Annotated in this window: 19 protein-coding genes; 8 read left to right on the top strand and 11 right to left on the bottom strand. The window is 68.5% G+C overall.

All coding sequences use genetic code 11. The features are described 5' to 3' along the window. Positions 1 to 3 precede the first annotated feature (3 nt). On the bottom strand, positions 4 to 1479 hold the full coding sequence (locus tag EJO66_RS14360; protein WP_125965471.1) for a flavin-containing monooxygenase: 1476 nt from the start codon (positions 1477 to 1479) through the stop codon (positions 4 to 6). A 142-nt stretch (positions 1480 to 1621) separates the two neighbouring features. On the opposite strand from EJO66_RS14360, the gene EJO66_RS14355 reads away from it, so the two are divergent. The 6 genes from EJO66_RS14355 to EJO66_RS14330 all read left to right on the top strand — a co-directional run bounded on the left by EJO66_RS14355 (position 1622) and on the right by EJO66_RS14330 (position 13001). Further along, positions 1622 to 3295 carry an alpha-glucosidase gene (locus EJO66_RS14355; protein WP_125965470.1) on the top strand — a complete coding sequence of 558 codons (1674 nt, stop codon included), beginning with the start codon at positions 1622 to 1624 and terminating at the stop codon, positions 3293 to 3295. Positions 3296 to 3303: 8 nt separating this feature from the next. Then, entirely contained in the window at positions 3304 to 5475 is a 2172-nt protein-coding gene (glgB, locus tag EJO66_RS14350) for a 1,4-alpha-glucan branching protein GlgB (protein ID WP_125965469.1), read from the top strand. A gap of 4 nt (positions 5476 to 5479) precedes the next feature. Then, positions 5480 to 7561 carry a glycogen debranching protein GlgX gene (glgX, locus tag EJO66_RS14345; RefSeq protein WP_125965468.1) on the top strand — a complete coding sequence of 694 codons (2082 nt, stop codon included), beginning with the start codon at positions 5480 to 5482 and terminating at the stop codon, positions 7559 to 7561. Positions 7562 to 7652: 91 nt separating this feature from the next. After that, on the top strand, positions 7653 to 8966 hold the full coding sequence (gene glgC / locus EJO66_RS14340) for a glucose-1-phosphate adenylyltransferase (RefSeq protein WP_125965467.1): 1314 nt from the start codon (positions 7653 to 7655) through the stop codon (positions 8964 to 8966). Positions 8967 to 8984: 18 nt separating this feature from the next. Beyond that, entirely contained in the window at positions 8985 to 10472 is a 1488-nt protein-coding gene (glgA, locus tag EJO66_RS14335; protein ID WP_125965466.1) for a glycogen synthase GlgA, read from the top strand. A gap of 45 nt (positions 10473 to 10517) precedes the next feature. Continuing rightward, on the top strand, positions 10518 to 13001 hold the full coding sequence (locus EJO66_RS14330; RefSeq protein ID WP_125965465.1) for a glycogen/starch/alpha-glucan phosphorylase: 2484 nt from the start codon (positions 10518 to 10520) through the stop codon (positions 12999 to 13001). A gap of 18 nt (positions 13002 to 13019) precedes the next feature. Here EJO66_RS14330 and EJO66_RS14325 read toward each other — a convergent pair whose 3' ends face one another. From EJO66_RS14325 to EJO66_RS14310, 4 genes are all read right to left on the bottom strand, one after another. Then, entirely contained in the window at positions 13020 to 13490 is a 471-nt protein-coding gene (locus EJO66_RS14325; protein WP_124958490.1) for an ExbD/TolR family protein, read from the bottom strand. A gap of 22 nt (positions 13491 to 13512) precedes the next feature. Next, the gene (locus EJO66_RS14320; RefSeq protein WP_125965464.1) at positions 13513 to 14220 is read right to left on the bottom strand and encodes a MotA/TolQ/ExbB proton channel family protein; all 708 of its coding nucleotides are present in this window, start codon (positions 14218 to 14220) and stop codon (positions 13513 to 13515) included. Positions 14221 to 14227: 7 nt separating this feature from the next. Next, positions 14228 to 15028, bottom strand: coding sequence for a 4-hydroxy-tetrahydrodipicolinate reductase (gene dapB / locus EJO66_RS14315; RefSeq protein ID WP_276311978.1), 801 nt, complete (start codon positions 15026 to 15028; stop codon positions 14228 to 14230). Between the two features lie 144 nt (positions 15029 to 15172). Next, positions 15173 to 15733: an outer membrane protein assembly factor BamE gene (locus tag EJO66_RS14310; RefSeq protein WP_124958487.1), complete on the bottom strand. Its 561-nt coding sequence runs from the start codon at positions 15731 to 15733 to the stop codon at positions 15173 to 15175. An 89-nt stretch (positions 15734 to 15822) separates the two neighbouring features. On the opposite strand from EJO66_RS14310, the gene fur reads away from it, so the two are divergent. Continuing rightward, positions 15823 to 16242 (top strand): ferric iron uptake transcriptional regulator, encoded by a 420-nt coding sequence (gene fur, locus EJO66_RS14305; RefSeq protein WP_124958486.1) that lies wholly within the window; start codon positions 15823 to 15825, stop codon positions 16240 to 16242. Positions 16243 to 16246: 4 nt separating this feature from the next. On the opposite strand, the gene hprK is transcribed toward fur, so the two are convergent. From hprK to EJO66_RS14285, 4 genes are all read right to left on the bottom strand, one after another. Beyond that, positions 16247 to 17206 (bottom strand): HPr(Ser) kinase/phosphatase, encoded by a 960-nt coding sequence (hprK, locus tag EJO66_RS14300; RefSeq protein ID WP_021005175.1) that lies wholly within the window; start codon positions 17204 to 17206, stop codon positions 16247 to 16249. Positions 17207 to 17300: 94 nt separating this feature from the next. Then, positions 17301 to 17768, bottom strand: a complete 468-nt coding sequence (locus EJO66_RS14295) for a PTS sugar transporter subunit IIA (RefSeq protein WP_012745567.1) — start codon at positions 17766 to 17768, stop codon at positions 17301 to 17303. Positions 17769 to 17953: 185 nt separating this feature from the next. Then, complete coding sequence (gene hpf / locus EJO66_RS14290; protein WP_012745566.1) at positions 17954 to 18283, bottom strand: ribosome hibernation-promoting factor, HPF/YfiA family; 330 nt, start codon at positions 18281 to 18283, stop codon at positions 17954 to 17956. Positions 18284 to 18597: 314 nt separating this feature from the next. After that, positions 18598 to 20733: an ATP-dependent helicase gene (locus EJO66_RS14285; RefSeq protein WP_125965462.1), complete on the bottom strand. Its 2136-nt coding sequence runs from the start codon at positions 20731 to 20733 to the stop codon at positions 18598 to 18600. Between the two features lie 229 nt (positions 20734 to 20962). Here EJO66_RS14285 and corA point away from each other — a divergent pair, with 229 nt between their 5' ends. Then, complete coding sequence (gene corA, locus EJO66_RS14280; RefSeq protein WP_124958484.1) at positions 20963 to 21949, top strand: magnesium/cobalt transporter CorA; 987 nt, start codon at positions 20963 to 20965, stop codon at positions 21947 to 21949. On the opposite strand, the gene EJO66_RS14275 is transcribed toward corA, so the two are convergent. Then, the gene (locus EJO66_RS14275) at positions 21942 to 22742 is read right to left on the bottom strand and encodes a 5'-methylthioadenosine/adenosylhomocysteine nucleosidase (protein WP_124958483.1); all 801 of its coding nucleotides are present in this window, start codon (positions 22740 to 22742) and stop codon (positions 21942 to 21944) included. The genes corA and EJO66_RS14275 overlap by 8 nt on opposite strands. A gap of 103 nt (positions 22743 to 22845) precedes the next feature. Continuing rightward, complete coding sequence (locus EJO66_RS14265; RefSeq protein ID WP_125965461.1) at positions 22846 to 24486, bottom strand: ABC transporter substrate-binding protein; 1641 nt, start codon at positions 24484 to 24486, stop codon at positions 22846 to 22848. Positions 24487 to 24515 lie beyond the last annotated feature (29 nt).

Genomic DNA, 24515 nt, shown 5'->3' with positions numbered 1-24515 from the left:
AGTTCAGCCGCGCTCGGACGGCGGCGGCGCGGGCACCCATTCGTCGCCGAACAGTTCGGGCTCGCTGTAGGCCTCGAGGTTGGCGAAGTGCTGCTCGAAGTCCTCGCGGTAGAACAGGCTGGCCATGCCGCTCGCAAGCCGCCTGGCGCCATCGCTGATCGCGGGAATGTCGCCCGACACCGTGCCGTGCGACAAGGCCGCCGGATAGCAGAAGCAATGGATGCGGTCCAGGCCCGGGCACTGGCCCGCTGTGCGCCCGCGGAATTCGAACACCGGCCCGAGATCGGGCGAATCGGCCAGTTCCTGGTCTTCGTCGCCTGGCGCGGGCACGAAACGGTCCTTCCAGGTGCGCACATGCGATGCAATGGCGTCGAACTCGGGACGGCTGCGCCAGTCGATCTTGAAACCGGTGGAAACAATGAGAAAGTCGAACACGAAATCGCCCCTGGGCGTGGCCACGCGCATCGCCGCGCCCTGCGGCTCGACCGCAAGCACGGGACAGCCGAAATTGAAGAACGCGTTCGGGTAGCGCGACACGCGCAGCGTGCTGCCATGCGGCGGCGGCACGTTGGCCACGTTGATGTAGTGGCGGATGCGCCACTTGAACGCGTCGGGCAGGTCGTAGTGGCCCTGCGTCAGGCCCGGCACGCCGGCGCCCTTGCTCTTGTTGACGCGCGGCAGGTCGGGCCGGCGGATCAGCAGCTCGACGCTGCGCGCGCCGGCCTCCAGTGCGGTGGCCGCGCTGTCCATGGCCGACGAGCCCGCGCCGACCACGCCCACGCGCAGTCCGGCCAGCCGGCCGTAGTCCATCTCGTCGGACGAGTGGGCCCATTGCGAGCGCGGCAGCGCATTGACGAACGCGGGAACCGCGGGGCCGCCGAGCCCGTCGCGCCCCGTTGCAAGGACGACGCGGCGTGCCAGCACCTGCTGCGCACCGGCTGGCATGCGCAACTCCAGCCGCACCATCGCCGCATCGGGCAGCGGCTGGATGCCGGTGACGGCCGTGTCGTTGCGCACATCGACGTTCATCACGCGGCGGTACCAGCGCAGGTAGTCCATCCACTGCAGGCGCGGGATCTTGTCCATCGCGCCCCAGGCCTGGCTGCCGAACTGGGCCTCGAACCAGGCGCGGAAGGTCAGCGCAGGCAGCCCCAGCGCGGGACCGGTCAGCTCCTTGGGGGAACGCAGGGTCTCCATGCGCGCCGTGGTGGCCCACGGCCCTTCGCTGCCCGCGGGCGCGCGGTCGAACACCACGGCCCGGATGCCCTGCTGGGCCAGCGCGGCCGCGGCCGCCAGCCCGGCCTGGCCGGCACCGATGATGGCCACGTCCAGCACGGGTTCGCCGCCGTGCGTGCGAACCGGCATCCATGCGCGCGCGGGCCAGCCGAGGCATTCGAGATCCCGGGCGAGCCGCTGCTCGAGCGCGGCAAGGCCTTGCGGGTGGAGGGATGGGGCGGGGGAGGCGGCGTCGGTGGTCATCTTGCAAAGCGAAACGGGAAGCGGGTTCGCATGGAACCTGTGCCCAGTGTAGAAAGCTTTTCAGGCGGGACCGGAACAGGCCCATGCACGGACCGGGCCCGGATCTCGCATGCCACAATGATTTTCAGACCACAGGGACAGCATGCGCAGCAACAACAGCAGCAATGGCGAATGGTGGCGCGGCGCGGTGATCTACCAGATCTACCCGCGCAGCTTCATGGACAGCAACGGCGACGGCATCGGCGACCTGCCCGGCATCACGTCGCGGCTCGAGCACGTGGCAGGCCTGGGCGTCGATGCGATCTGGGTGTCGCCCTTCTTCCGCTCGCCGATGAAGGACTTCGGCTACGACGTGGCCGACTACCGCGCCGTCGATCCGATCTTCGGCACGCTGGCCGATTTCGACGAGATGCTGGCGCGCGCCCATGCGCTCGGCCTGAAGATCATCATCGACCAGGTGCTCTCGCACACCTCCGACCAGCACGCCTGGTTCGCCGAAAGCCGCGCGAGCCGCGACAACCCCAAGGCCGACTGGTACGTGTGGGCCGACCCGCGGCCCGACGGAACACCGCCCACCAACTGGCTGTCGGTGTTCGGCGGGCCGGCCTGGCAGTGGGATTCGCGCCGCCGCCAGTACTACCTGCACAGCTTCCTCAAGGAGCAGCCCGACCTGAACTTCCATTGCGCCGAGGTGCAGGAGGCGCTGCTCGGCGAAGTGCGCTTCTGGTGCGAGCGCGGCGTGGACGGCTTCCGCTTCGATGCCTGCAACCACCAGTTCCACGACGCGCTGCTGCGCGACAACCCGCCGGCCAGCGCCGCCTCGCTGGACGAGGTGAGCACGGTGCGGGCCGACAACCCCTATGCCATGCAGCAGCACCTCTACGACAAGAGCCAGATGGAGAACCTGCGCTTCCTCGAGAGCCTGCGCGGGCTGCTCGACGACTACGGCGCGGTCGCGCTCGGCGAGGTCGGCGACGAGAACGCGCCGCCCGTCATGGCGCAGTACACCGAGCTGGGCAAGCGCCTGCACCTGGCCTACAGCTTCAGCCTGCTGACGGCCGAGCACAGCGCCCGGCACCTGCGCCACCAGGTCGAGACGCTCGACCAGGCACTCGCGCCGACCGGCGGCTGGGGCTGCTGGGCCGTGTCCAACCACGACGTGCCGCGCGTGGCCACGCGCTGGAGCGGCGGCGGCCCGGAAGACACGCGGCGCGACCGGCTCTGGCTCGCGCTGCTGCTCGCGCTGCGCGGCAGCGCCAGCATCTACCAGGGCGAAGAGCTCGGCCTGCCCGAGGCCGAGGTGCCGTTCGAGCTGCTGCAAGACCCGTACGGCCGCGCCTTCTGGCCTGAATTCAAGGGCCGCGACGGCTGCCGCACGCCCATGCCGTGGAAGGCCGACGAGCTGCACGCCGGCTTCACCACCGGCGGGCCCTGGCTGCCGGTCTACGGCCGCCATCTGCCGCTGGCGGTCGACCGCCAGTCCGCCGATCCCGACTCGATGCTCGCCTTCAGCCGCGCACTGCTGCGCTGGCGCCGCACCCAGCCGCTGCTGCGCACCGGCAGCATCGCCTTCCTCGATGCGCCGGAGCCGGTGCTGTGGTTCGAGCGGCGCGAAGGGAACCAATCGCTGCAGGCCGTCTTCAATCTGGCAGGCGAGGCGGTGTCGGTGGCCCTGCGCGAGGCGCTCGAGCCGCTCGCGGGGCATGCGCTGGCATCGTCGTCGTCCCTGCAGGCCGGCGGCGAAAGGCGCATGCTGAAGCTGGCGCCCTACGGCGTCTTTTTCGGCCGCCCCGCTGGCGAAGAAGAACCGATGTGAAGAACAACATGCCTTCCCTGCTGCTGCCCGAACGCGAAGTCCATGCGCTGATGCGCGCCGAGCACGGCGATCCGTTCGCGGTGCTCGGTCCCCACGAGACGCGCGACGGCCTGCTGGTGCGCGCGCTGCTGCCGGGCGCGCAAAGCGTGGCCGTGGTGCACACGCGCACGGGCTGGCCGCTGGCCCTGTTGTCGCGGCAGGAAGGCTCCGACCTCTTCGCGGGCCTGGTGCCCGCGGCGGAGGCGCTGCTGGGCTATTCGTTCCAGGTCGACTGGGGCACGCACAGCTCGCGGCTCGAAGACCCGTACCGCTTTGCGTTCGTGCTGGGCGCCACCGACGTGTGGCTGCTGGCCGAAGGCACGCACCTGCGGCCCTGGGAGCGGCTGGGCGCGCACCTGTGCGAGATGGATGGCGTCAAGGGCGTGGCCTTCGCGGTCTGGGCGCCCAATGCGCGGCGCGTCTCGGTGGTCGGCGACTTCAACAACTGGGACGGCCGGCGCCACATGATGCGGCTGCGCCGCGAATGCGGCGTGTGGGAAATCTTCGCGCCGCAAGTGGCCACGGGCGACAGCTACGAATTCGAGATCCTCTCGGCCCAGGGCGACGTGCTGCGCAAGGCCGACCCCTTCGCCTTCTCCTCGCGCCTGCGGCCCGAGACCGCCTGCGTGGTCGCGCCGCTGCCCGCGCCGGTGGCGATGCCGCCCGGACGCGCCGCCGCCAACGGCCGCCATGCGCCAATGAGCATCTACGAGGTGCACCTGGGCTCCTGGCGCCGCAAGAACGGCCATGAATGGCTGGACTACCGCGAGCTGGCCGACACGCTGGTGCCGTACGCACGCGACATGGGCTTCACGCACATCGAGCTGCTGCCGGTCAGCGAGCATCCGTTCGACGGCTCCTGGGGCTACCAGCCGATCGGCCTGTATGCGCCCACCTCGCGCTTCGGTACGCCCGGCGACTTCCGCCATCTGGTCGAAGCCGCGCATGCCGCGGGGCTGGGCGTGATCCTGGACTGGGTGCCCGCGCACTTTCCCACCGACGCGCACGGCCTCGGCCGTTTCGACGGCACCGCGCTCTACGAATACGCCGACCCGCGCGAGGGCTTCCACAACGACTGGAAGACGCTCATCTTCAACTACGGCCGCACCGAGGTGCGCAACTACCTGGTCGGCAATGCGCTGTACTGGCTGGAGCGCTACGGCGTGGACGGGCTGCGCGTCGACGCGGTGGCCTCCATGCTCTACCGCGACTACAGCCGCAAGCCCGGCGAATGGGTGCCCAACATCCATGGCGGGCGCGAGAACCTCGAGGCCATCGACTTCCTGCGGCGCATGAACCAGGTGGTGGGCGTCGAGCGTCCGGGCGCCATCACGCTGGCCGAGGAGTCGACGAGCTTTCCGGGCGTGACACGCCCCCCCGAGGACGGCGGCCTCGGCTTCCACTACAAATGGAACATGGGCTGGATGAACGACACGCTCGCCTATGCGGGCATCGACCCGATCCACCGCAAGCACCACCACCAGCAGATCACCTTCGGCCTGATGTACGCGCACAGCGAGAATTTCGTGCTGCCGCTCTCGCATGACGAGGTGGTGCACGGCAAGGGCTCGATGTTCGGCCGCATGCCCGGCGACGAGTGGCAGAAGTTCGCGGGGCTGCGCAATCTTTACGGCTACCTCTGGTCCTATCCGGGCAAGAAGCTGCTGTTCATGGGCAATGAATTCGCCCAGGTGGCGGAATGGAACGCCGACCGCAGCCTCGACTGGCACCTGCTCGAGCAGGCGCCGCACCAGGGCGTGCGGCGGCTGGTGCGCGACCTGAACAACGTGTACCGGCACTTCCCCGCGCTCTACGAACTCGACACCGAAAGGGCCGGCTTCGAGTGGCTGGTGCACGACGACTGGGAGCAGTCGGTGTTCGCCTTCGTGCGCCGGGCCCGCGACGGCTCCTTCGTGGTGGCTGTGTGCAACTTCACGCCGCTGCCGCGCCACGGCTACCGGCTCGGGGTGCCTGCGGCGGGCGCGTACCGCGAGGCCATCAACACCGACGGCGCCGTGTACGGCGGCAGCGGCGTCGGCAACGGCGTGGTCGACAGCGCACCGGTTCCCTGGCACGGCAGGGACGACTCCATTTCCATCAGCGTGCCGCCCCTGGCCACCGTGATGTGGGTGCTGGCTTGAAGCGATGCTGAGTCCGGGTTCCCCCTTCCCTCTTGGCGCGACGCTCTCGCCGAACGGCGTGAACTTCGCACTCGTGGCGCCCAGCGCCGAAGCCGTCGAGCTCTGCCTTTTCGACGGCACGGGCCAGCACGAACAGCAGCGCCTGCGGCTGCCGGCCTTCACCGACGGCGTCTGGCACGGGCTGCTGCCGAGCGGGCGCGCCGGGCTGGTCTACGGCTTTCGCGTGCACGGGCCGTGGGCACCGCACGCGGGGCAGCGCTTCAATCCCGCGAGGCTGCTGCTCGACCCGTATGCGCGCGAGATCGTCGGCCGCTACGACGGCAGCGATCTGTTCGCGGGGCATGATCCCGCGAATCCGGACCAGCGCAACACGCGCGACAACGGCGGCGTGGCGCTCAAGGGGCGCGTGGCGGCAGCCGCCGATGGCTCGGCCGCACCGGGCCATGCCCGCATCCCGGCCGGCGAGCGCGTGCTTTACGAACTGCACGTGCGCGGACAGACCCGGCTGCACCCGGGCGTGCCCGCTGCCTTGCGCGGCACCTATGCGGGCCTGGCCGAGCCCGTGGTGCTCGACCACCTCCAGGGCCTCGGCGTCACCACGCTGAGCCTGATGCCGGTGCAGCACCGCGCCGACGAACAGCGGCTGCTCGCCATGGGCCTCAGCAACTACTGGGGCTACAACACCATCGGCTGGTTCGCGCCCGAGGCGCGCTACTGGAGCGGCCGCGCCGGCACCACGCCGGCCAGCGAGTTCCGCGCCATGGCCGACGCGGTGCATGCGCGCGGCATGGAGCTGGTGATCGACGTGGTCTACAACCACAGCGCCGAGACCGACGAGTTCGGCCCCACGCTCTCGCTGCGCGGCATCGACAACGCGCTGTACTACCACCTGCGCGCCGACGACCGCGCGCTCTACGCCAACTGGACCGGCTGCGGCAATTGCCTCAACCTGGCCGAGCCGCGCGTGCTGCAGCTCGTGATGGACAGCCTGCGCCACTGGGCCTGCGCGCTCGGTGTCGACGGCTTCCGCTTCGATCTCGCGCCGGTGCTGGGCCGCGGCGCCGATGGCAATTTCGACCCGCGCGCCCCCTTCTTCGCGGCCATCGCGCAAGACCCCGTGCTGTCGCGCACGCTGCTGATCGCGGAGCCCTGGGACATCGGGCCGGGCGGCTACCGCCTGGGCGAGTTCCCGCCGGGCTGGCTCGAATGGAACGACCGCTACCGCGACACGCAGCGCGGCTTCTGGCTGCGGCAGGGGCGCGAAGGCGCCGCCGGCCTGGGCGACTTCGCGCACCGCTTCACCGCCTCGAGCGCGCAGTTCGCCCACCACGGCCGCGCGCCCACCGCCAGCGTCAACTTCATCACCGCGCACGACGGCTTCACGCTGCGCGACCTGCTGAGCTACGAAGAGCGGCACAACCTGGCCAACGGCGAGAGCAACCGCGACGGCCATGCGCACAACCTGAGCAACAACTGCGGCGTCGAAGGTCCAACGGACGACCCCGCCGTGCAGGCCGAGCGCGGCCGCCTGCAGCGCGCGCTGCTCGCCGCGCTGCTGCTGTCGCAGGGCACGCCCATGCTGCTGGCCGGCGACGAGCTCGGCCACAGCCAGCAAGGCAACAACAACGCCTACTGCCAGGACAACGAAACCACCTGGCTCGCGTGGATCGGCGCCCACGATCCCGCCAGCGAAGCGGCACGCCTGAGCGCCTTCGTCGCCCGGCTCATCGCCCTGCGCCGCGAAGCGCCCGTGTTGCGCAGCACACACTGGTGGCCGGCGCTGCCGCCAGAGGGCGCGCCGGGCATCCGCTGGCTGCGGCCCGACGGCCAGCCCATGCAGGAGCCCGACTGGCACGGCGGCACGGCTCTTGCAATCCTTTTCGAAGCCGCGGCAGCGGATGCCGGCGCCTGGCTGGTGCTGGTGAATGCGGGGCCGGCGGCGGTGCCGTTCAGGCTGCCGGCGGGTTCTTGGCAGTGGCGGCTCGCAACCGACGATCCGGCGCCCGATGCCGGCGCCGTGCTCCCGCAGTCCCATGTCGGCACGGTGGAGGTACCTCGTTCGAGCCTCCGGATTGCAAGAACGTAGCAGCCAGCCGCGCCGCACGGTGCTAGGCTGGCTGCAGAAACGCTGACGACGAAGCCAAGACGACAAACCGACGAACGAACGGAGACACAGGATGGACAACCACAGCATCAGCGGCAGCGCGCCGCAGGCCCCCCTGCAGGCGCATCAACTGGTCCGCCGCACCATCGCCCTGGTGCTGGCCGGCGGCCGGGGCTCCCGCCTCAAGCAGCTGACCGACCGCCGCGCCAAGCCGGCGGTGTACTTCGGCGGCAAGTTCCGCATCATCGACTTCGCGCTGTCGAACTGCCTGAACTCCGGCATCCGGCGCATGGCGGTGGTCACGCAGTACAAGTCGCATTCGCTGATGCGCCACCTGCAGCGCGGCTGGAGCTTCCTGCGCGCCGAGCTCAACGAGATGGTCGACGTGCTGCCCGCGCAGCAGCGCACGGGCGACGAGCACTGGTACCGCGGCACGGCCGACGCGGTGTACCAGAACCTGGACATCATCCAGACCCGCTCCACCAGGCACGACTACGTGGTGGTGCTGGCCGGCGACCACATCTACAAGATGGACTATTCGATCATGGTCAAGGACCATGCCGAGCGCGGCCTGGGCTGCACGGTCGGCTGCATCGAGGTGCCGCGCATGGAAGCCACCGCCTTCGGCGTGATGGCCGTCGACGACGGCCGCCAGATCACCGCCTTTCTCGAGAAGCCGGCCGACCCGCCCGCCATGCCGGGCCGGCCCGACACGGCGCTCGCGAGCATGGGCATCTACGTGTTCGATTCCGAGTACCTCTACCAACTGCTCGAGGAAGACGCCGCCAACCCCGATTCGAGCCACGATTTCGGCAAGGACATCATCCCGCGCGCCGTGGCGCAGGGCCGCGCGCTTGCGCATCCCTTCGGCATGTCGTGCGTCACGCGCGCCTCGCGCGGGCCGGGCGCCAAGGCCTACTGGCGCGACGTGGGCACGATTGATGCATTCTGGGCAGCCAACCTCGACCTGGCCTCCATCACGCCCGAACTCGACATCTATGACACGGACTGGCCCATCTGGACCTACCAGCGGCAGCTGCCGCCGGCCAAGTTCGTGCTCGACCGCGAGGGCCGGCACGGCATGACGGTCAACACCATCGTCTCGGGCGGCTGCATCGTCTCGGGGTCCAAGGTCAGCAGCTCGGTGCTGTTCTCGGGCGTGCGCATCCACTCGTTCTGCGACATCAACGAGGCCGTGCTGCTGCCCGACGTCGAAGTGGGCCGCGGCGCCCGGCTCAACCGCGTGGTGGTCGACCGCGGCTGCGTCATTCCGGACGAGATGGTGATCGGCGAGGACGCCGACGCCGATGCCGCGCGCTTCGAGCGCACCGACAACGGCGTGGTGCTGGTCACCCGCGAAATGCTCAAGCGCCTGCTGGCCGCCTGAGGCCGCAACGCTTCCCCGATGCGAATCCTCCAGGTCAGCGCCGAACTCTTCCCCCTGCTCAAGACCGGTGGCCTCGCCGACGTGGCCGGCGCGCTGCCGCTCGCGCTCATGGCCGCCGGACAGGACGCGCGCGTGCTGCTGCCCGGCTTCCCGGCCATCCTGGCCGGCGTGCGCGACCTGGTGCCGGTGGCCGAATTCACGGTGCCCTGGGGCCCGGAACGCTTCGGCCTGCACGCGGGCCGCATCGCCATTGACAGCGCAGCAACGCCGATCACCGCCTACGTGATCGATGCGCCCGCGCTCTACGACCGGCCCGGCAACCCGTATGAAGACGCCACGCGCCAGCCCTATGGCGACAACCACCGGCGCTTCGCGCTGCTGGGCTGGGCCGCGGCGCAGCTGGCGCAGGGGCTCGATCCCGCCTGGCAGCCCGAGGTCGTGCATGCGCACGACTGGCATGCGGGGCTGGCGCCGGCCTACCTGCACTTCGCGCGCGAGGCCGGCGCCACCCGCGCGGGCAGCGTATTCACGGTGCACAACCTGGCCTACCAGGGCATCTCGGCGCCATGGAACTTTGCCGACCTCGGCCTGCCCGCGCCGGCGTTCCACATGAACGGGCTCGAATACCACGGGCAGGTGTCGTTCATGAAGGGCGGCCTCTACTTTGCCGACCGCCTGACCACCGTGAGCCCGACCTACGCCCGCGAGATCCAGACGCCCGAGCAGGGCTTCGGCCTGGACGGCCTGCTGCGCCTGCGCGGCAGCGTGCTCACGGGCATCCTCAACGCGGTCGACGGCCAAGTCTGGAATCCGGCCACCGACAGCGCGCTGGTGCAGGGCTACCACACGCCCGAAGGCCGCCACATGGCGGGCAAGGCGCGCTGCAAGGCGGTGCTGCAGCACCAGCTCGGACTGGCCGAGCGCCCCGACGCGCCGCTCTTCATCCTGGTGAGCCGGCTCACCGAGCAGAAGGGCCTGCACCTCGTGCTCGGCGGCCTCGATACCCTGCTGGCCGAAGGCGGGCAGCTCGCGCTGCTGGGCAGCGGCGAGGCCTGGCTCGAGGAAGCCTTCCGCGAGCGCGCGGCGGCCGCGCCCCGCTCGGTCAGCGTCACCATCGGCTACAACGAAACGCTGGCGCACCAGCTCTTCGGCGGCGGCGACGTGACGCTGGTGCCATCGCTGTTCGAGCCCTGCGGCCTCACGCAGATGTACGGCCTGAAGTACGGCAGCCTGCCGCTGGTGCGCCGCGTCGGCGGCCTGGCCGACACGGTGGTCGACTGCACGCTCGAGGACATGGCCAGCGGCCACGCCACCGGCTTTGTCTTCGACCGCTTCGACGCCGCCGACTACGAGCGCGCGCTGCGGCGCGCCTTCGCGCTCTACCAGCGCGCGCCCGACTGGCGCCGCGTGCGCGGCAATGCCATGCGGCGCCCGGCCGACTGGGCCAGTGCCGCCGGCCAGTACATCGAGGTCTACCGGCAGGCGCTCGAGTCCGCCGGCACCTGAACCAAGCGCCACCGCGCACAACCCCACCACTCTTCACCGAAGCCCATGACCATCAAAGACTTCGCCTATGACCATCCCGACCGCGACGTGGCCGCGTTCAAGCGCGCCGTCGCCAACAAGCTGATCTATGCGGTCGGCAAGGACCCTGTCGCGGCCAGCCAGGACGACTGGCTGCACGCCACCGCGCTGGCCGTGCGCGACCAGCTGGTCGAGCGCTGGATGGCGACCACGCGCGCCAACTATGCGCAGGACCTCAAGCGCGTCTACTACCTTTCGATGGAGTTCCTGATCGGGCGCACCTTCACCAATGCGCTGCTGGCGGTCGACCTCTACGACACGGTGCGGGAAGCCCTGGCCGACTTCGGCGTGGACATGGCGGCGCTCGCCGAGCGCGAGCCCGACGCCGCCCTTGGCAACGGCGGCCTCGGCCGGCTCGCGGCCTGTTTTCTCGACTCGATGGCCACGCTCGGCGTGCCGGGCATGGGCTACGGCATCCGCTACGAATACGGCATGTTCCGCCAGCGCATCGTCGACGGCCAGCAGGTGGAGACGCCCGACTACTGGCTCACGCGCGGCAACCCCTGGGAGTTCCAGCGGCCCGAGGTGAACTACCGCGTGCGCTTCGGCGGCCGCGTGCAAAAGCGCGAGGGAAAGAACGCGCCCTACGGCGCGGCCGACTGGGTCGACACGCACGACGTGCTGGCCGTGGCCTACGACACCATCATTCCGGGCTACGGCACGCAGGCCACCAACACGCTGCGCCTGTGGTCGGCGCGCGCCACCGAGGAGATCGATCTCTCGGCCTTCAACCGCGGCAACTACATGGCGGCGGTGGAGAGCAAGAACCACTCCGAGAACGTCTCGCGCGTGCTCTACCCCGACGACTCCACGCCCTCGGGCCGCGAGCTGCGGCTGCACCAGGAATATTTCTTCTGCAGCGCGAGCGTGCAGGACCTGCTGCGGCGGTACCTGCGCAACCACAAGAGCTTCGACCAGCTGGCCGACAAGGTCAGCATCCACCTGAACGACACGCACCCGGTGCTCGCGGTGCCCGAGCTCATGCGCCTTCTGCTCGACGAGCACGGCCTGGCGTGGGACACGGCCTGGGCCCACACGCAGAAGGTGTTCAGCTACACCAACCACACGCTGATGCACGAGGCGCTGGAGACCTGGCCGGTCGAGATGCTCGGGCGCATTCTGCCGCGGCACCTGCAGATCATCTACGACATGAACGCGAAGTTCCTCGCCGCCGTGACGCAGAAGGCCGGCAACGACGTCGAGCTGCTGCGCCGGCTCTCGCTGGTCGACGAGGCGGGCGAGCGCCGCGTGCGCATGGCGTACGTGGCCGTGCTCGCGAGCCATTCGATCAACGGTGTGTCGGGCCTGCATTCGGAGCTCATGAAGCAATCGATCTTCGCGGACTTCGCGAAGATCTTCCCCGAGCGCTTCAACAACAAGACCAACGGCGTCACGCCGCGGCGCTGGCTCGCGCAGGCCAACCCGCCGCTCGCGAGCCTGCTCGACCAGCGCCTGGGCAAGGGCTGGCGGCGCGACCTCTCGCAGCTCGAGGCGCTGCGGCCGATGGCGGCCCAGCCGCCCTTCGCGCGGGCCTTCCGCCATGCCAAGCGCGAGAACAAGCTGCGCCTGGCCAACTGGGTCGAGCAGCACATGGGCCTGGTGCTCGACACCGACGCGATGTTCGACGTGCAGATCAAGCGCATCCACGAATACAAGCGGCAGCTGCTCAACGTGCTGCACGTGATCACGCGCTACCACCGCATCCTCGATGCGCAGGCTGCGGGCGGGCCGATCGACATCGTGCCGCGCGTGGTGGTGTTCGCGGGCAAGGCGGCCTCGGCCTACCAGATGGCCAAGCTCGTGATCCGGCTGATCAACGACGTGGCCCACACCATCAACAACGACAGCCGCGTCGGCAAGCTGCTGAAGGTGGTGTTCCTGCCCAACTACAGCGTGAGCCTGGCCGAGGTGATCATGCCCGCGGCCGATTTGTCGGAGCAGATCTCCACCGCGGGCACCGAGGCCTCGGGCACCGGCAACATGAAGTTCGCGCTCAACGGCGCGCTCACCATCGGCACGCTCGACGGCGCCAACGTGGAGATGCGCGACAACGTGGGCGCGGAGAACATCTTCATCTTCGGCAACACCACGCCGCAGGTGGCCGACATCCGCGCCCACGGCTACCAGCCGCGCGACATCTACGAAGAGAACGCCGAGCTCAAGCGCGTGCTCGATGCGATCCGCGACGGCGCCTTCTCCGCCGGTGAGCCCTCGCGCTACCAGGGCATCTACGACGCGCTGGTGAACTGGGGCGACCACTACCTGCTGCTGGCCGACTACGCGAGCTACGTCGCGAAGCAGGCCGAGGTCGATGCGCTGTACCGCGACCCGGACGCCTGGACGCACATGGCCATCCTCAACGTGGCGGGCATGGGCGCGTTCTCGTCGGACCGCACGATTGCGCAGTACGCGCACGAGATCTGGCACACCAGGCCGGTGATGCTGGGCTGAGCGAGCCGGCCGCCGTCCTTATCTCGGCGGCTGGCTTGGCGCAGGCGCCTCGGTCACGAAGCCGATGCGGTTCAGGCCCGCCTTGTTCGCGATGCCCATCAGCGCGACCAGCTTGCCGTAGGGCACGGTCTGGTCGGCGCGCAACTGCACCTCGGTGTCCTTGCTGTCGGCGGCGGCCTTCTGCAGCCGGTCGGCCAGTTCCTCGTCGGTCACGGCCTGGTCGTTGAGGAAGGTCTTGCCCGAGGCATCGACCGACACGCTCACGAACCTGGGCGTGTCGTTGGGCTGGCCGGCATCGGTCTGCGGCAGGTCGAGCTTGATCGAACTCGCCATCAGCGGCGCGGTGATGATGAAGATCACCAGCAGCACCAGCATCACGTCGACCAGCGGCGTGACGTTGATGTCGGACAGCGGCCGCTGACCGCCCGCCCCCGTCGCGCGCCCGCCGCCGGCGGCACTGCTGCCCAGGGAGGTGCGACCGAAGGCCATGGTTCTGCCGTGCTCCGTTCGGCTAGGCCGACACCGGCATGGGCCGCGCGGGCGGCGGCGCGGCCGGTGGCGGCGGGCCGCCGAAGCTGCCGAGCAGGTCGTGCGCAAAGCCCTCGAGCTCGGCTTCGATGCGGCCGATGACGCGGCCGAACACGTTGTAGGCCAGCACGGCCGGAATGGCCACGGCCAGGCCGAAGGCCGTCATCACCAGCGCCTCGCCCACCGGGCCGGCCACCTTGTCGATGGTGAAGCCGCCCGTCTGGCCGGCAATGCCCGACAGCGCGCCGTAGATGCCCCACACCGTGCCGAGCAGGCCCACGAAGGGCGCCGTGGCGCCAACGGTGGCCAGCAGGATCTGGCCGGACTGCAGGCGCCGCAGCGCACCATGCAGCGCGCCGCGCAGCGCCCGCGTGAGCCGCTGGTTGCGGTCGCCGGTGGTGGCGCCGAGCGTGGAATCGCCTGCATCCGCCGCTGCCGCATTCCTGATGGCGCTCACCGTCGGCCCCACCAGCGTCGCGCGGTCGAAGGCCTGGAGCCGCTGCTGCGCATCGGCGAGCGTGGCCGATTGCCAGAATGCCGCAATGCTGCGCAGCACGTCGCGCGTGCCGCCGCGCAGCAGCCAGGCCTTCCAGAGAATCACCACCCAGCTTGCGATCGACATCGCGAGCAGCAGCGCCGCCACCGAGCGGCTGACGCCGTCGCCCTGGGTCAGCAGTTCGAGGACGCTCATCGTTCGTTCAGCGCAAGCCCAGCACGTCGAACATGTCGAACAGGCCCGCCTTCTGGCCGGCCAGGAAGCGCACGGCGCGCAGCGCGCCCTGCGCGTAGGTGACGCGGCTCGCCGACTTGTGGGTGATCTCGATGCGCTCGCCGGTGCCCGCGAACAGCACGGTGTGGTCGCCCACGATGTCGCCGCCGCGGATCGCGGAGAAACCGATGGTGGACGGGTCGCGCTCGCCGGTGATGCCTTCGCGCGCATACACGGCGCAGTCCTTCAGGTCGCGGCCCAGCGCCCCGGCGATCACTTCGCCCATCTTGAGCGCGGTGCCCGAGGGCGCGTCGACCTTGTGGCGGTGGTGCGCCTCGATGATCTCGATGTCGTAGCCCGTCGAGAGCGCCTTGGCCGCCATTTCGAGCAGCTTGAAGGTGACGTTGACGCCCACGCTCATGTTGGGCGAGACCATGATCGCGATGTCCTTCGCGATCTCGGCGATCTCGGCCTTCTGCGCATCGCTGAAGCCGGTGGTGCCGATCACGGCCTGCACGCCGAGTTCGCGGCAGGCCGCAAGGTGTGCGAGCGTGCCTTCGGGGCGTGTGAAGTCGATGAGCACCTGCGCGTCCTTGAGGCCGGTGCGCAGGTCGGCCACGATCGACACGCCGCTCGTGAAGCCGAGGAACGCAGCCGCATCGGCACCGATGGCATTGCTGCCCGCCATGTCGAGTGCGCCGGCCAGCCGGCAATCGGGCGCCTCGCGCACCGCCTCGACCAGCATGCGGCCCATGCGGCCCGAAGCGCCTGCGATCGCGATGCGCCGCAGCGGGGGCGTGGAAGACTCGGAAAGGAGCGAAGAAGTGGAAATGGATTCAGTCACGCGGATTCAGCCTTGGAAATTGGCATGGAAACCGGCACGCCCGCCTGACCCGGCGGGTGCGCCCGCCCTCGCCCTGTGTTTGGCGCGCGCTCAGCGCGCGGCTTCGAGCGGGGGATACGCGGCGGGAAGCGGCGCCAGGCCGGTGGCCGCGGTGGTGGCATCGGCCTTCTTGCCGTTGTCCTTGGGGGCGAATTTCTTGAGCTCTTCTTCCGACGCCTCGAGCGGCGGCACCTTGCCGCTCTTCTTGCGGGTGTCGAGCGTGGCGACGAATTCCTCCTCGCTGGGCATCGGGTCGCCCTCGAAGCGTTCGAGCAGTTCGCCGTTGAAGAAGACGGTCAGGCGGCGTTCCTGGGGATCGACGCCCTGGCGCCTGATCGTGAAGACGTAGTCCCAGCGATCCTTGTGGAAGACGTCGGTCAAAAGCGAGGTGCCGAGGATTTCACGCACCTGCTGGCGCGACATGCCGGGCTTGAGCGCCTCGACCTGTTCCTTCGACACGAAATTGCCCTGGACCACTTCGACCTTGTAGGGCGTGATGGCCGTCAGCGCACCACGCGTGCGATCGCTGAAGCCGCTGCAGGCGCCGAGGCAGAACGTCGCGGCGACGGCCGCAGCCAGCAGCCAGGGACGGCGTTGGAGAATGGCAGGCATGGGAGGAAAAGGGGGTAGCGATATGATCGGCCATTGTAGCGGCTGGCCCTTTTTGGGGCCCGTCTGCAGCCCAGGGCGCAGGAACCATCATGGCCAATATCGACGAACTCAAGAACACCGGCCTCAAGGCCACTCTGCCACGCCTGAAGATCCTCGAGATCTTCCAGACCGGCAGCCAGCGCCACATGACGGCCGAAGACGTTTTCCGCGTGCTCCTGAACGAGCACTCCGACATCGGCCTGGCCACCGTCTACCGCGTGCTCACGCAGTTCGAGCAGGCCGGCATCCTCGAGCGCAGCCATTTCGAAAGCGGCAAGGCGGTCTACGAACTGAACGAGGGCACCCACCACGACCACCTGATCTGCACCTCTTGCGGCAAGGTCGAGGAGTTCTACGACGCCGAGATCGAGCGCCGCCAGCAGATGATTTCGAAGGACAAGGGCTGGATCCTGCAGGACCACGCGATGTCGCTCTACGGGCTGTGCGGCGACTGCACGAGCAAAAGGTAGCGCGTCAGTCCCCGTCGCGCCCGTTTTCCATCGCCTTGTGGTGGCGCGCCACAAAATCGGCATAGGTGTCGATGCCGCGCAGCTGCAGGATCGAATTGCGCACGGCAGCTTCCACCAGCACGGCGATGTTGCGCCCCGCCACCACCTGGATGATGACCTTGCGCACCGGGATGCCCAGCACGTCCTGCGTGAGCGGCGCCGAGGGCATGCGCTCGTAGTCGCGCTCGAAGCTGTCGCGCCGCACCAGGTGCACGATGAGCTTGAGCCGCATCTTCCGCCGCACCGCGGTCTCGCCGAAGATCGCGCGGATGTCCAGGAGGCCGATGCCGCGCACCTCCAGCAGGTTCAGCAGCAGGTCGGGGCAGCGGCCCTCGATGGTGTTCTGGTTGATGCGGAAAAGGTCGACCGCGTCGTCGGCCACCAGGCCGTTGCCGCGCGAAATCAGTTCCAGCCCGAGCTCGCTCTTGCCGAGCCCCGATTCGCCGGTGATCATGACCCCCATGCCCAGGATGTCCATGAACACCCCGTGCATCGAGGTGCGTTCCGCGAAATGCTTGGACAGGTAGGCCCGCAGCAGGTCGATCACGAAGGCCGACGACTCGCGGGTGGCGAACAGCGGCAGCTGGGCGCGCTCGCAAATCGATAGCAGCTCGTCCGGCGCGGCCTGGCCGTCGGCCAGCACCAGCATGGGCGGCTCCAGCGTGACGATGCGGGCAATGCGCCGGGCGCAGTCTTCCTGGCTGCCGCGCGTCAGGTAGGCCACTTCGCGCGCGCCCAGGATCTGCACGCGGTACGGATGGATGTAATTGAGGTAACCGACCAGATCGGCCGCCGACTGGGCGCGGCTGATGACTTCAGGGTCGAACTGGCGCTCTGACGCCCCGAGCCCGGCGAGCCATTCCCATCGGAGCGACCCGCGGAATTCCTCGAACATGGCATCGGCACTGATGACGGTCGGCTTCATGCGTAGGGAGATGGCGCTCGGCGCCTAGTTGGAGGCCGGCCAGAATACCGCGGAACCGGCCCGGCGGGGCCGCGGGAGCCTGCGGGCAGGCACTTCAGGCGACTTGCGTCGATTGCCAGCCGGCAATGAGTCCGTGCAGTTCGGCCGCGTCGGTGCTCGACTTGATCTGCTCGCGCAGGTTGGCGTCGCTCAGCAGCTCGGCGATCTCGGAGAGGATTTCAAGGTGCTTCTGCGTGGCCGCCTCGGGCACGAGCAGGAAGATCAGGAGCCCCACGGGCTGCTCGTCCGGCGCGTCGAAGCCGATCGGGTTCGCCAGCTGGAAGACCGCGGCCATGGGGGCCTTGAGGCCCTTGATGCGGCCGTGCGGAATGGCCACCCCGTGCCCCAGCCCGGTGGAGCCAAGGCGTTCGCGTGCGAACAGGCTGTCGGTGATGAGCGCGCGGCCGAGGCCGTGAAGGCTCTCGAACAGCAAGCCGGCTTCTTCGAAAGCACGTTTCTTGCTGGTGGCGTCAACGCTCACAAGCACTTGAGCGGGCGGCAGGATGGACGCGAGGCGATTCATGGTGGGGGAAGGGCGGGGGCGATTATGCACCCGCTTGGTAAAAACCCCCACTCCCGTTACTTACTTTTTGGCTACATGTTGCCCGGAGGCCTCGCGGCCCTGTCGCTGCCGGTAACAGGAACGGGCAGCAAAAAGCCGCCCGAAGGCGGCTTGTCGGCAGGGGCCGCAGCCCTCTTGCCCGTGGCCTACATCACGCGCTTGGGCGCGGCGTGATGGTGGTCTTGCAGGCGGTCCTTGTGGCGCACCACCTGGCGGTCGAGCTTGTCGACCAGTTCATCGACCGCAGCATAGAGATCAGCGTGGCTCGACTCCGCGAACATGTCGTTACCCTTGACGTGAATGTTGCACTCCGCCCTTTGGCGGCGTTCCTTTTCCTTCTGCTTTTCCACCGTGAGGAGCACCTTCACATCGACCACCTGGTCGAAGTGCCGTGTGATCCGGTCCAGCTTGCTCGTGACGTAGGTGCGCAAGGCAGGTGTGACGTCGAGGTGATGACCGCTGATCGTCAAATTCATGAATGACCTCCTGAGAATTGACGGTTGGGAAAATGGCCCCGCTCCGGGGTGGGGCGTGGCCGGCGAAACAGATATGGGGGTTGGGAGAAAAGGGGAAGAAAAGAAAAGAAGGGACGGTCGATTCACTATGCCCAAGCTGTCACGGTATTGCAATAGCTGACTTCTCCGGGTGGCGGACGCTGGCGGGCCATGCGCCACTCACGCTAGCGATTCCATAGCTGCCCGCGCATGCGGGCCCGCCGATGCGGCACTTTGGCAGCAAGTGTTTCAGTGCGTCACCAGCGGTGACCCTGCCGGGCGAAGGGCCTGCCGGCTCAGCTCCAGGCCGCGCGCATGCGGTTGCGCAGGTCGATCACCGCGGCCGGCGGCGGCACTGCCGGCGGGCGCTCCGGCGGTGGCGGCCAGGTCTGCTGCTCGAAGCCGGCAAGATCCGACTCGGAGATGAAGCGCGTGCGGTTGGCATACAGATGCCGGTCGCCGCGCACGGCCTGCTGCGTCACGTAGAAGCGCTGCGGCACCAGAAGATGCAGGTGGTCGCGCGCCCGCGTCATCGCCACGTAGAGCAGCCGCCGCTCCTCCTCGAGTTCATGCGCGCTCTGCGCCACGTCGGCCGGCAGGCAGCCGTCGACCACGTTGAGCACATGCACCGAATTCCACTCCTGCCCTTTGGCCGAGTGGATGGTCGAAAGAATCAGGTAGTCCTCGTCGAGCGAGGGCGGGCCCGGCTTGTCGCTCGTGGCTTCGGGCGGATCGAGTGTGAGTTCGGTCAGGAAGCGCTCGCGCGAGCCGTAGCCCGAGGCCAGCCGCGCCAACTGCTCGACGTCGCCGCGCCGCACGCCGGAGGGGTCGTCATAGAGCCGGTCGAGGTGCGGCAAATACCAGCGCACCGCCAGCTCCACATCGGCCGGCCACGGCAGCGAGGGCGCGCACAGCGCGGCATAGGCTTCGGCAAAGACCGCCCACTCCGCGCGGGCGGCCGAGGGCGGCACGAACGCGCGCACCGCCGCCACCGGATCGGCGGCCTGGTCCATGGCATCGAGCAGCCGCGCGCCCGTGGCCGGCCCGATGCCCGGGATGAGCTGCGTGACGCGGAAACCCGCCATGCGGCCGCGCGGGTTCTCGGCAAAGCGCAGCACCGCCAGCAAATCTTTCACGTGCGAGGCCTCGAGAAACTTGAGGCCGCCGTACTTCACGAACGGAATGTTGCGGCGCGCCAGTTCCAGCTCGAGCGGCGCGCTGTGCGTGGCGGCGCGAAACAGCACCGCTTGCGACTTGAGCGCCAGGCCCCCCTCGCGGTGCGCCAGCACTTTGTCGGCCACCCAGACGGCCTGCTGCGCCTCGTCGGGCACCAGCACCAGCTGCGGCCGGCCGGCGGAGGGCTTGTCGGTCCAGAGCGTCTTGGCATGCCGCTCGGCCGCCTGCGCGATGACCCGGTTCGAGACATCGAGAATCGGCTGGGTCGAGCGGTAGTTGCGCTCCAGCGTGACCACGCGCGCGGCCTGCGAGAACTGCGACGGAAAGTCGAAGATGTTACGCACCGTTGCGCCGCGAAACGAGTAGATCGACTGCGCATCGTCGCCCACCACCGTCACGCCGCGGCCATCGGGCTTGAGCGCCTGCAGGATCGAGGCCTGCAGCAGGTTGGTGTCCTGGTACTCGTCGACCAGCACGTGGTCGAAGCGCGCGCCGACCAGCGCCGCCAGCGCGGGCTCGGCCACCATGCCGGCCCAGTAGAGCAGCAGGTCGTCGTAGTCGAGCACGTTCTGCTGCTGCTTGGCCTCGACGTAGGCGCCGAACAGGCGCTTGAGTTCGGCTTCCCATTCGGCGCACCACGGAAAGGCCACGGCCAGCACCTCGGCCAGCGGAGCGCGCGTGTTGACGCAGCGCGAATAGATCGAAAGGCAGGTGCCCTTGCGCGGAAAGCGGTTCACGCTCGACGACAGGCCGAGTTCGTGGCGCACCAGGCCCATCAGGTCCTCGGCGTCGCCGCGGTCGTGAATGGTGAAGTGGTCGTTCAGGCCGATGTGCGCGGCGTACTCGCGCAGCAGGCGCGCGCCGATGCCATGGAAAGTGCCGGCCCAGGGCAGCGCGGGCGGCTTGTCGGACTTGAGCCCCAGCACGCGCGCCAGCACCTGGCCCGCGCGGCGCTCCATTTCCTGCGCCGCGCGGCGCGAGAAGGTCAAAAGCAGCAGGCGCTGCGGATCGATGCCGCCGGCGATGAGGTGCGCCACCCGGTGCGCCAGCGTGCTGGTCTTGCCCGAGCCCGCGCCGGCGATCACCAGCAGCGGCCGCTCGTCGCGCCCCGTCAGCGTGCCGACGCCGTGCTCGACGGCGGCGCGCTGCTCGTCGTTGAGCGCCGAGAGCGCCGCGGCCAGGCGCTCGGCCTGGGTGGCGCCAGTGGTGCCGGCGGTGCCGGTGGCGGAAAAAGCGGGGAGCGCAGCGGTCTGCATGCCCGCGACTTTACTGTATGCCCATCCAGATCGGCAGCCCTGCCGTCACATGGCCGATGACATAATCGCCGCTCGCTGCAACTGGAGACCGCATCATGGAAACCGCACCGTCTCGGCAGCTTTCAACTCCCGCGTCCTGACGCGCCTCGATCGCTGACATCAGGGCCCGGGGATTGAAAGCACCCCTCCCCTCGCCCCATCGCCTCAGCCATTTCACGGGAGTGAGCCCATGCTCAATATCTTTACGCTCGCCAACGGCCGCCTTGTCCAGGAAGAGATCGAGGCGCTCGAGGAGCTTTCCAAGTTCCAGCCGATCTGGGTCGACCTCGAATCGCCCACGCTCGAGGAAAAGCGCTGGATCAAGCAGTACTACGGCCTCTCGATTCCCGAAGACGCGATGGACGAGGACATCGAGGAGTCGGCCCGCTTCTACGAGGAAGACAACGGCGAGCTGCACATCCGCTCCGACTTCCTGATCGACGACGACGAAGACCCGCGGTCGGTGCGCGTGGCCTTCATCCTGAACCAGCACAACACCGAGCTTCGCAGCCGCGGCGTGCTGTTCTCGATCCACGACGAGGACGTGCCCGTGTTCCGGCTGCTGCGCATGCGTGCGCGCCGCGCGCCGGGCCTCATCGAGGACGCCAAGGAAGTGCTGCTCAAGCTGTTCGACGCCGACGCCGAATACTCGGCCGACACGCTCGAGAACATCTACGACGAACTCGAGATCGCGGGCAAGAAGGTGCTTGAAGGCAATGTGAGCGATGAGCTGGCCGGCGAGGTGCTGGGCGCCATCGCGCGCCAGGAAGACTTGAACGGCCGCATCCGCCGCAACGTGATGGACACGCGCCGCGCCGTGAGCTTCATGATGCGCAGCCGCATGCTCAACGCCGAGCAGTTCGAGGAAGCGCGGCAGATCCTGCGCGACATCGAATCGCTGGACAACCACACGGCCTTCCTGTTCGACAAGATCAACTTCCTGATGGACGCGACCGTCGGTTTCATCAACATCAACCAGAACAAGACCATCAAGATCTTCTCGGTGGCCAGCGTGGCGCTGCTGCCGCCCACGCTGATCGCGAGCATCTACGGCATGAACTTCAAGTTCATGCCCGAGCTCGACTGGTCGCTCGGCTATCCGTATGCGCTGGCGCTGATGGCGGCGAGCGCGCTGGTGCCGATGTGGTATTTCCGCCGGCGCGGCTGGCTCAAGTAGCGGCCGGCGTTTCAGGCGAAGAAGGCAGCGTGGCCAGCCACGCGCTCGCCAGCACCAGGCTGTAGCGGCTCGCCACCTCGGCGACGAAGCGCGCGAAGTCGCCATGCGCGGCGTCGTCGGCGCGGTCCGAGATGGTGCGCATGGCCGCGAACGGCACGCCGTAGTCGTGGCACACCTGCGCCACCGCCGCGCCTTCCATCTCGACCGCGAGCGCATCGGGCAGGCTGTGCCGCAAGGCATCGCTTTCGGCGACCGTCGAGACGAAGCGATCGCCGCTCACCAGCAGGCCCCGGTGCACCTTCGGCGACCGAAGGCCGAACTCATCGACGGCCGCCTGCCCTACCAGCGCCACCGGATCGCGCAGCGCGGCTTCGGCCACGGCCGCCAGCGCATCGCCCATCGAGGCATCGGCCGCAAAGCGCGAAAGGCCCATGAGCGGTACTTCGTACTTCGGGAAGATCGGCGAGGCGTCGAGGTCGTGCTGCAGCAGCTGCGTTGCGACCACCACGTCGCCGACGTCCACGCCCGGCGCGAGCCCGCCCGCAACGCCCGTGAACACGATTGCGCGCACGCCGAAGCGCTCGAGCAGCACCGTGGCCGTCACCGCTGCCGCGACCTTGCCGATGCGCGACAGCACGGCCACCACCGGCTGGCCGTGCAGGTGGCCGACCCAGAAGTCGCGCCCCGCGGCGCGCACGCGCTGCTCGTCCGGCATCTGCGCGAGCAGCGCGCTCAGCTCCTCGTGCATGGCCGCGACGATGGCAACGGGTGCATGTGCCAAGGGACCAATCATTCTCTTTTCCAGGAACACCGCGGAACCGGCTTTGCCGGGCCGCTGGTGTTGCCCCCTGCAAGGGGGTGGGCGTAGCGACACGAAGTGCGCGAAGCCTGGGGGTTTACTTAATATCCACGCCGTAGAAGGTGTGGCGGCCGAAGGGGCTCAGTTTGAAATCGACGACCTCCTTGCGCACCGGCTTCAGCTGCACCGCATGCGCGATGGTGAACCACGGCGCCTGCTCCTTGAAGATGACTTGCGCCTTCTTGTAGAGCGCATCGCGGTCGGCCTGTTTGGTCGTGCTCTTGGCCTTCAGCACGAGGTCTTCGTAGGGCTGGTGGCAGAACTTCGAGATGTTGCTGCCGCTGGCCGACTTGGCCGAGGCGCAGCCCAGCAGCGTGTAGAGGAAGTTGTCGGGGTCGCCGTTGTCGCCGGTCCAGCCCAGCATGCCCATCTGGTGCTCGCCGGCTTGCAGGCGCTTGCGGTATTCGCCCCACTCGAAGCTCTTGATCTCTGCCTTGACATTGATCTTGGCAAGGTCGGCCTGCATCAGCTCGGCGATGCGCTTCGCGTTCGGGTTGTAGGGCCGCTGCACCGGCATGGCCCACAGGTCGGTCGAGAAGCCATCGGGGAAGCCGGCCTGCGCCAGCAGCCTCCTGGCGGCTTCGGGGTCGTACGGATCGTCCTTGACCGCGTCGTTGTAGGACCACATGGTGGGCGGGATCGGGTTCTTCGCGGCCACGCCGGTCGACAGGTACACGCCGTCGATGATCGCCTTCTTGTTGATCGCCATGTTGAGGGCCTTGCGCACGCGCACGTCGTCGAAGGGCTTCTTCGTGGTGTTGTACGAAAGGTAGCCCACGTTGAGGCCGGGCTGCTCGAGCACCTGCACATTCGGGTCCTTGCGGATCGCGTCGAGATCGGCCGGGTTCGGGTACGGCATGGCGTGGCATTCGCCCTTCTGCAGCTTGGCCCAGCGCACCGAGGCGTCGGGCGTGATCGCGAACACCAGGTCGTCGATCTTCGCCTTGCCGCCCCAGTACTGCGGAAAGGCCTTGAAGCGGATGACCGCGTCCTTCTGGTATTGCACGAGATAGAACGGGCCGGTGCCGATCGGGTCCTGGTCGACCTTCTCGGGCGTGCCGGCTTTCAGCATCGCAATGGCGTATTCCTTCGACTGGATGCCCGCGTACTGCATGGCCAGGTTGGCAAGAAACGGCGCCTCGGCCTGGTTGAGCGTGATCTTCACCGTGTACTCGTCGATACGGTCCACCGACTTCAGCAGCTTGGGCATGCCCATGTCGTTGAAGTAGGAGTGGTTCTGGCTCGTGACCTTGAAGAAGGGATCGCTCTCCTTCCACTGCCGCTCGAGCATGAAGATGAAATCGTCGGCGTTGAAGTCGCGCGTGGGCTTGAAGCTCTTGCTGGTGCTGTGCCACTTCACGCCCTTGCGCAGGTGGAAGGTGTAGACCGTGCCGTCGGCCGAGATGTCCCATTTTTCCGCCAGGCCGGGCACGACCTTGGTGCCGCCGCGCTCGAACTCGACAATGGTGTTGTAGACCTGCGTGGTCACGTCGAACGAGGTGCCGGTGGTGTTCACGCCCGGATAGAAGTTCTCGGGGCTGCCCTCCGAGCAATAGACCAGCGTCTTGGCAGACACGGCGCCCGCGGCCAGTGCGAGCACGGCGAGTGCCGCCGGCGCGAGCAGCGCGGCAAGCCTGGGCGAGCGGCGCGAAACGGATGGCTGAGTGGTCTTCTTCATGGCAACTCCTTGGGACACGGTTGAAGTGA

The sequence above is a fragment of the Variovorax beijingensis genome (assembly GCF_003951285.1).
GTDB classification, from domain to species: domain Bacteria; phylum Pseudomonadota; class Gammaproteobacteria; order Burkholderiales; family Burkholderiaceae_C; genus Variovorax; species Variovorax beijingensis.
Note: the sequence above shows the minus strand (reverse complement) of the source record. Positions and strands in the feature narration are given on the sequence as shown.

What these genes read in the sequence shown, in the direction of transcription:
- EJO66_RS14275 (WP_124958483.1), bottom strand. Translation starts at nt 22,742, where the DNA reads ATGATTGGTCCCTTGGCACATGCACCCGTTGCCATCGTCGCGGCCATG.
- EJO66_RS14330 (WP_125965465.1), top strand. Translation starts at nt 10,518, where the DNA reads ATGACCATCAAAGACTTCGCCTATGACCATCCCGACCGCGACGTGGCC.
- EJO66_RS14310 (WP_124958487.1), bottom strand. Translation starts at nt 15,733, where the DNA reads ATGCCTGCCATTCTCCAACGCCGTCCCTGGCTGCTGGCTGCGGCCGTC.
- EJO66_RS14355 (WP_125965470.1), top strand. Translation starts at nt 1,622, where the DNA reads ATGCGCAGCAACAACAGCAGCAATGGCGAATGGTGGCGCGGCGCGGTG.
- EJO66_RS14325 (WP_124958490.1), bottom strand. Translation starts at nt 13,490, where the DNA reads ATGGCCTTCGGTCGCACCTCCCTGGGCAGCAGTGCCGCCGGCGGCGGG.
- glgA (WP_125965466.1), top strand. Translation starts at nt 8,985, where the DNA reads ATGCGAATCCTCCAGGTCAGCGCCGAACTCTTCCCCCTGCTCAAGACC.
- EJO66_RS14285 (WP_125965462.1), bottom strand. Translation starts at nt 20,733, where the DNA reads ATGCAGACCGCTGCGCTCCCCGCTTTTTCCGCCACCGGCACCGCCGGC.
- EJO66_RS14320 (WP_125965464.1), bottom strand. Translation starts at nt 14,220, where the DNA reads ATGAGCGTCCTCGAACTGCTGACCCAGGGCGACGGCGTCAGCCGCTCG.
- EJO66_RS14360 (WP_125965471.1), bottom strand. Translation starts at nt 1,479, where the DNA reads ATGACCACCGACGCCGCCTCCCCCGCCCCATCCCTCCACCCGCAAGGC.
- glgC (WP_125965467.1), top strand. Translation starts at nt 7,653, where the DNA reads ATGGACAACCACAGCATCAGCGGCAGCGCGCCGCAGGCCCCCCTGCAG.
- EJO66_RS14295 (WP_012745567.1), bottom strand. Translation starts at nt 17,768, where the DNA reads ATGAATCGCCTCGCGTCCATCCTGCCGCCCGCTCAAGTGCTTGTGAGC.
- hprK (WP_021005175.1), bottom strand. Translation starts at nt 17,206, where the DNA reads ATGAAGCCGACCGTCATCAGTGCCGATGCCATGTTCGAGGAATTCCGC.
- glgB (WP_125965469.1), top strand. Translation starts at nt 3,304, where the DNA reads ATGCCTTCCCTGCTGCTGCCCGAACGCGAAGTCCATGCGCTGATGCGC.
- fur (WP_124958486.1), top strand. Translation starts at nt 15,823, where the DNA reads ATGGCCAATATCGACGAACTCAAGAACACCGGCCTCAAGGCCACTCTG.
- corA (WP_124958484.1), top strand. Translation starts at nt 20,963, where the DNA reads ATGCTCAATATCTTTACGCTCGCCAACGGCCGCCTTGTCCAGGAAGAG.
- glgX (WP_125965468.1), top strand. Translation starts at nt 5,480, where the DNA reads ATGCTGAGTCCGGGTTCCCCCTTCCCTCTTGGCGCGACGCTCTCGCCG.
- EJO66_RS14265 (WP_125965461.1), bottom strand. Translation starts at nt 24,486, where the DNA reads ATGAAGAAGACCACTCAGCCATCCGTTTCGCGCCGCTCGCCCAGGCTT.
- hpf (WP_012745566.1), bottom strand. Translation starts at nt 18,283, where the DNA reads ATGAATTTGACGATCAGCGGTCATCACCTCGACGTCACACCTGCCTTG.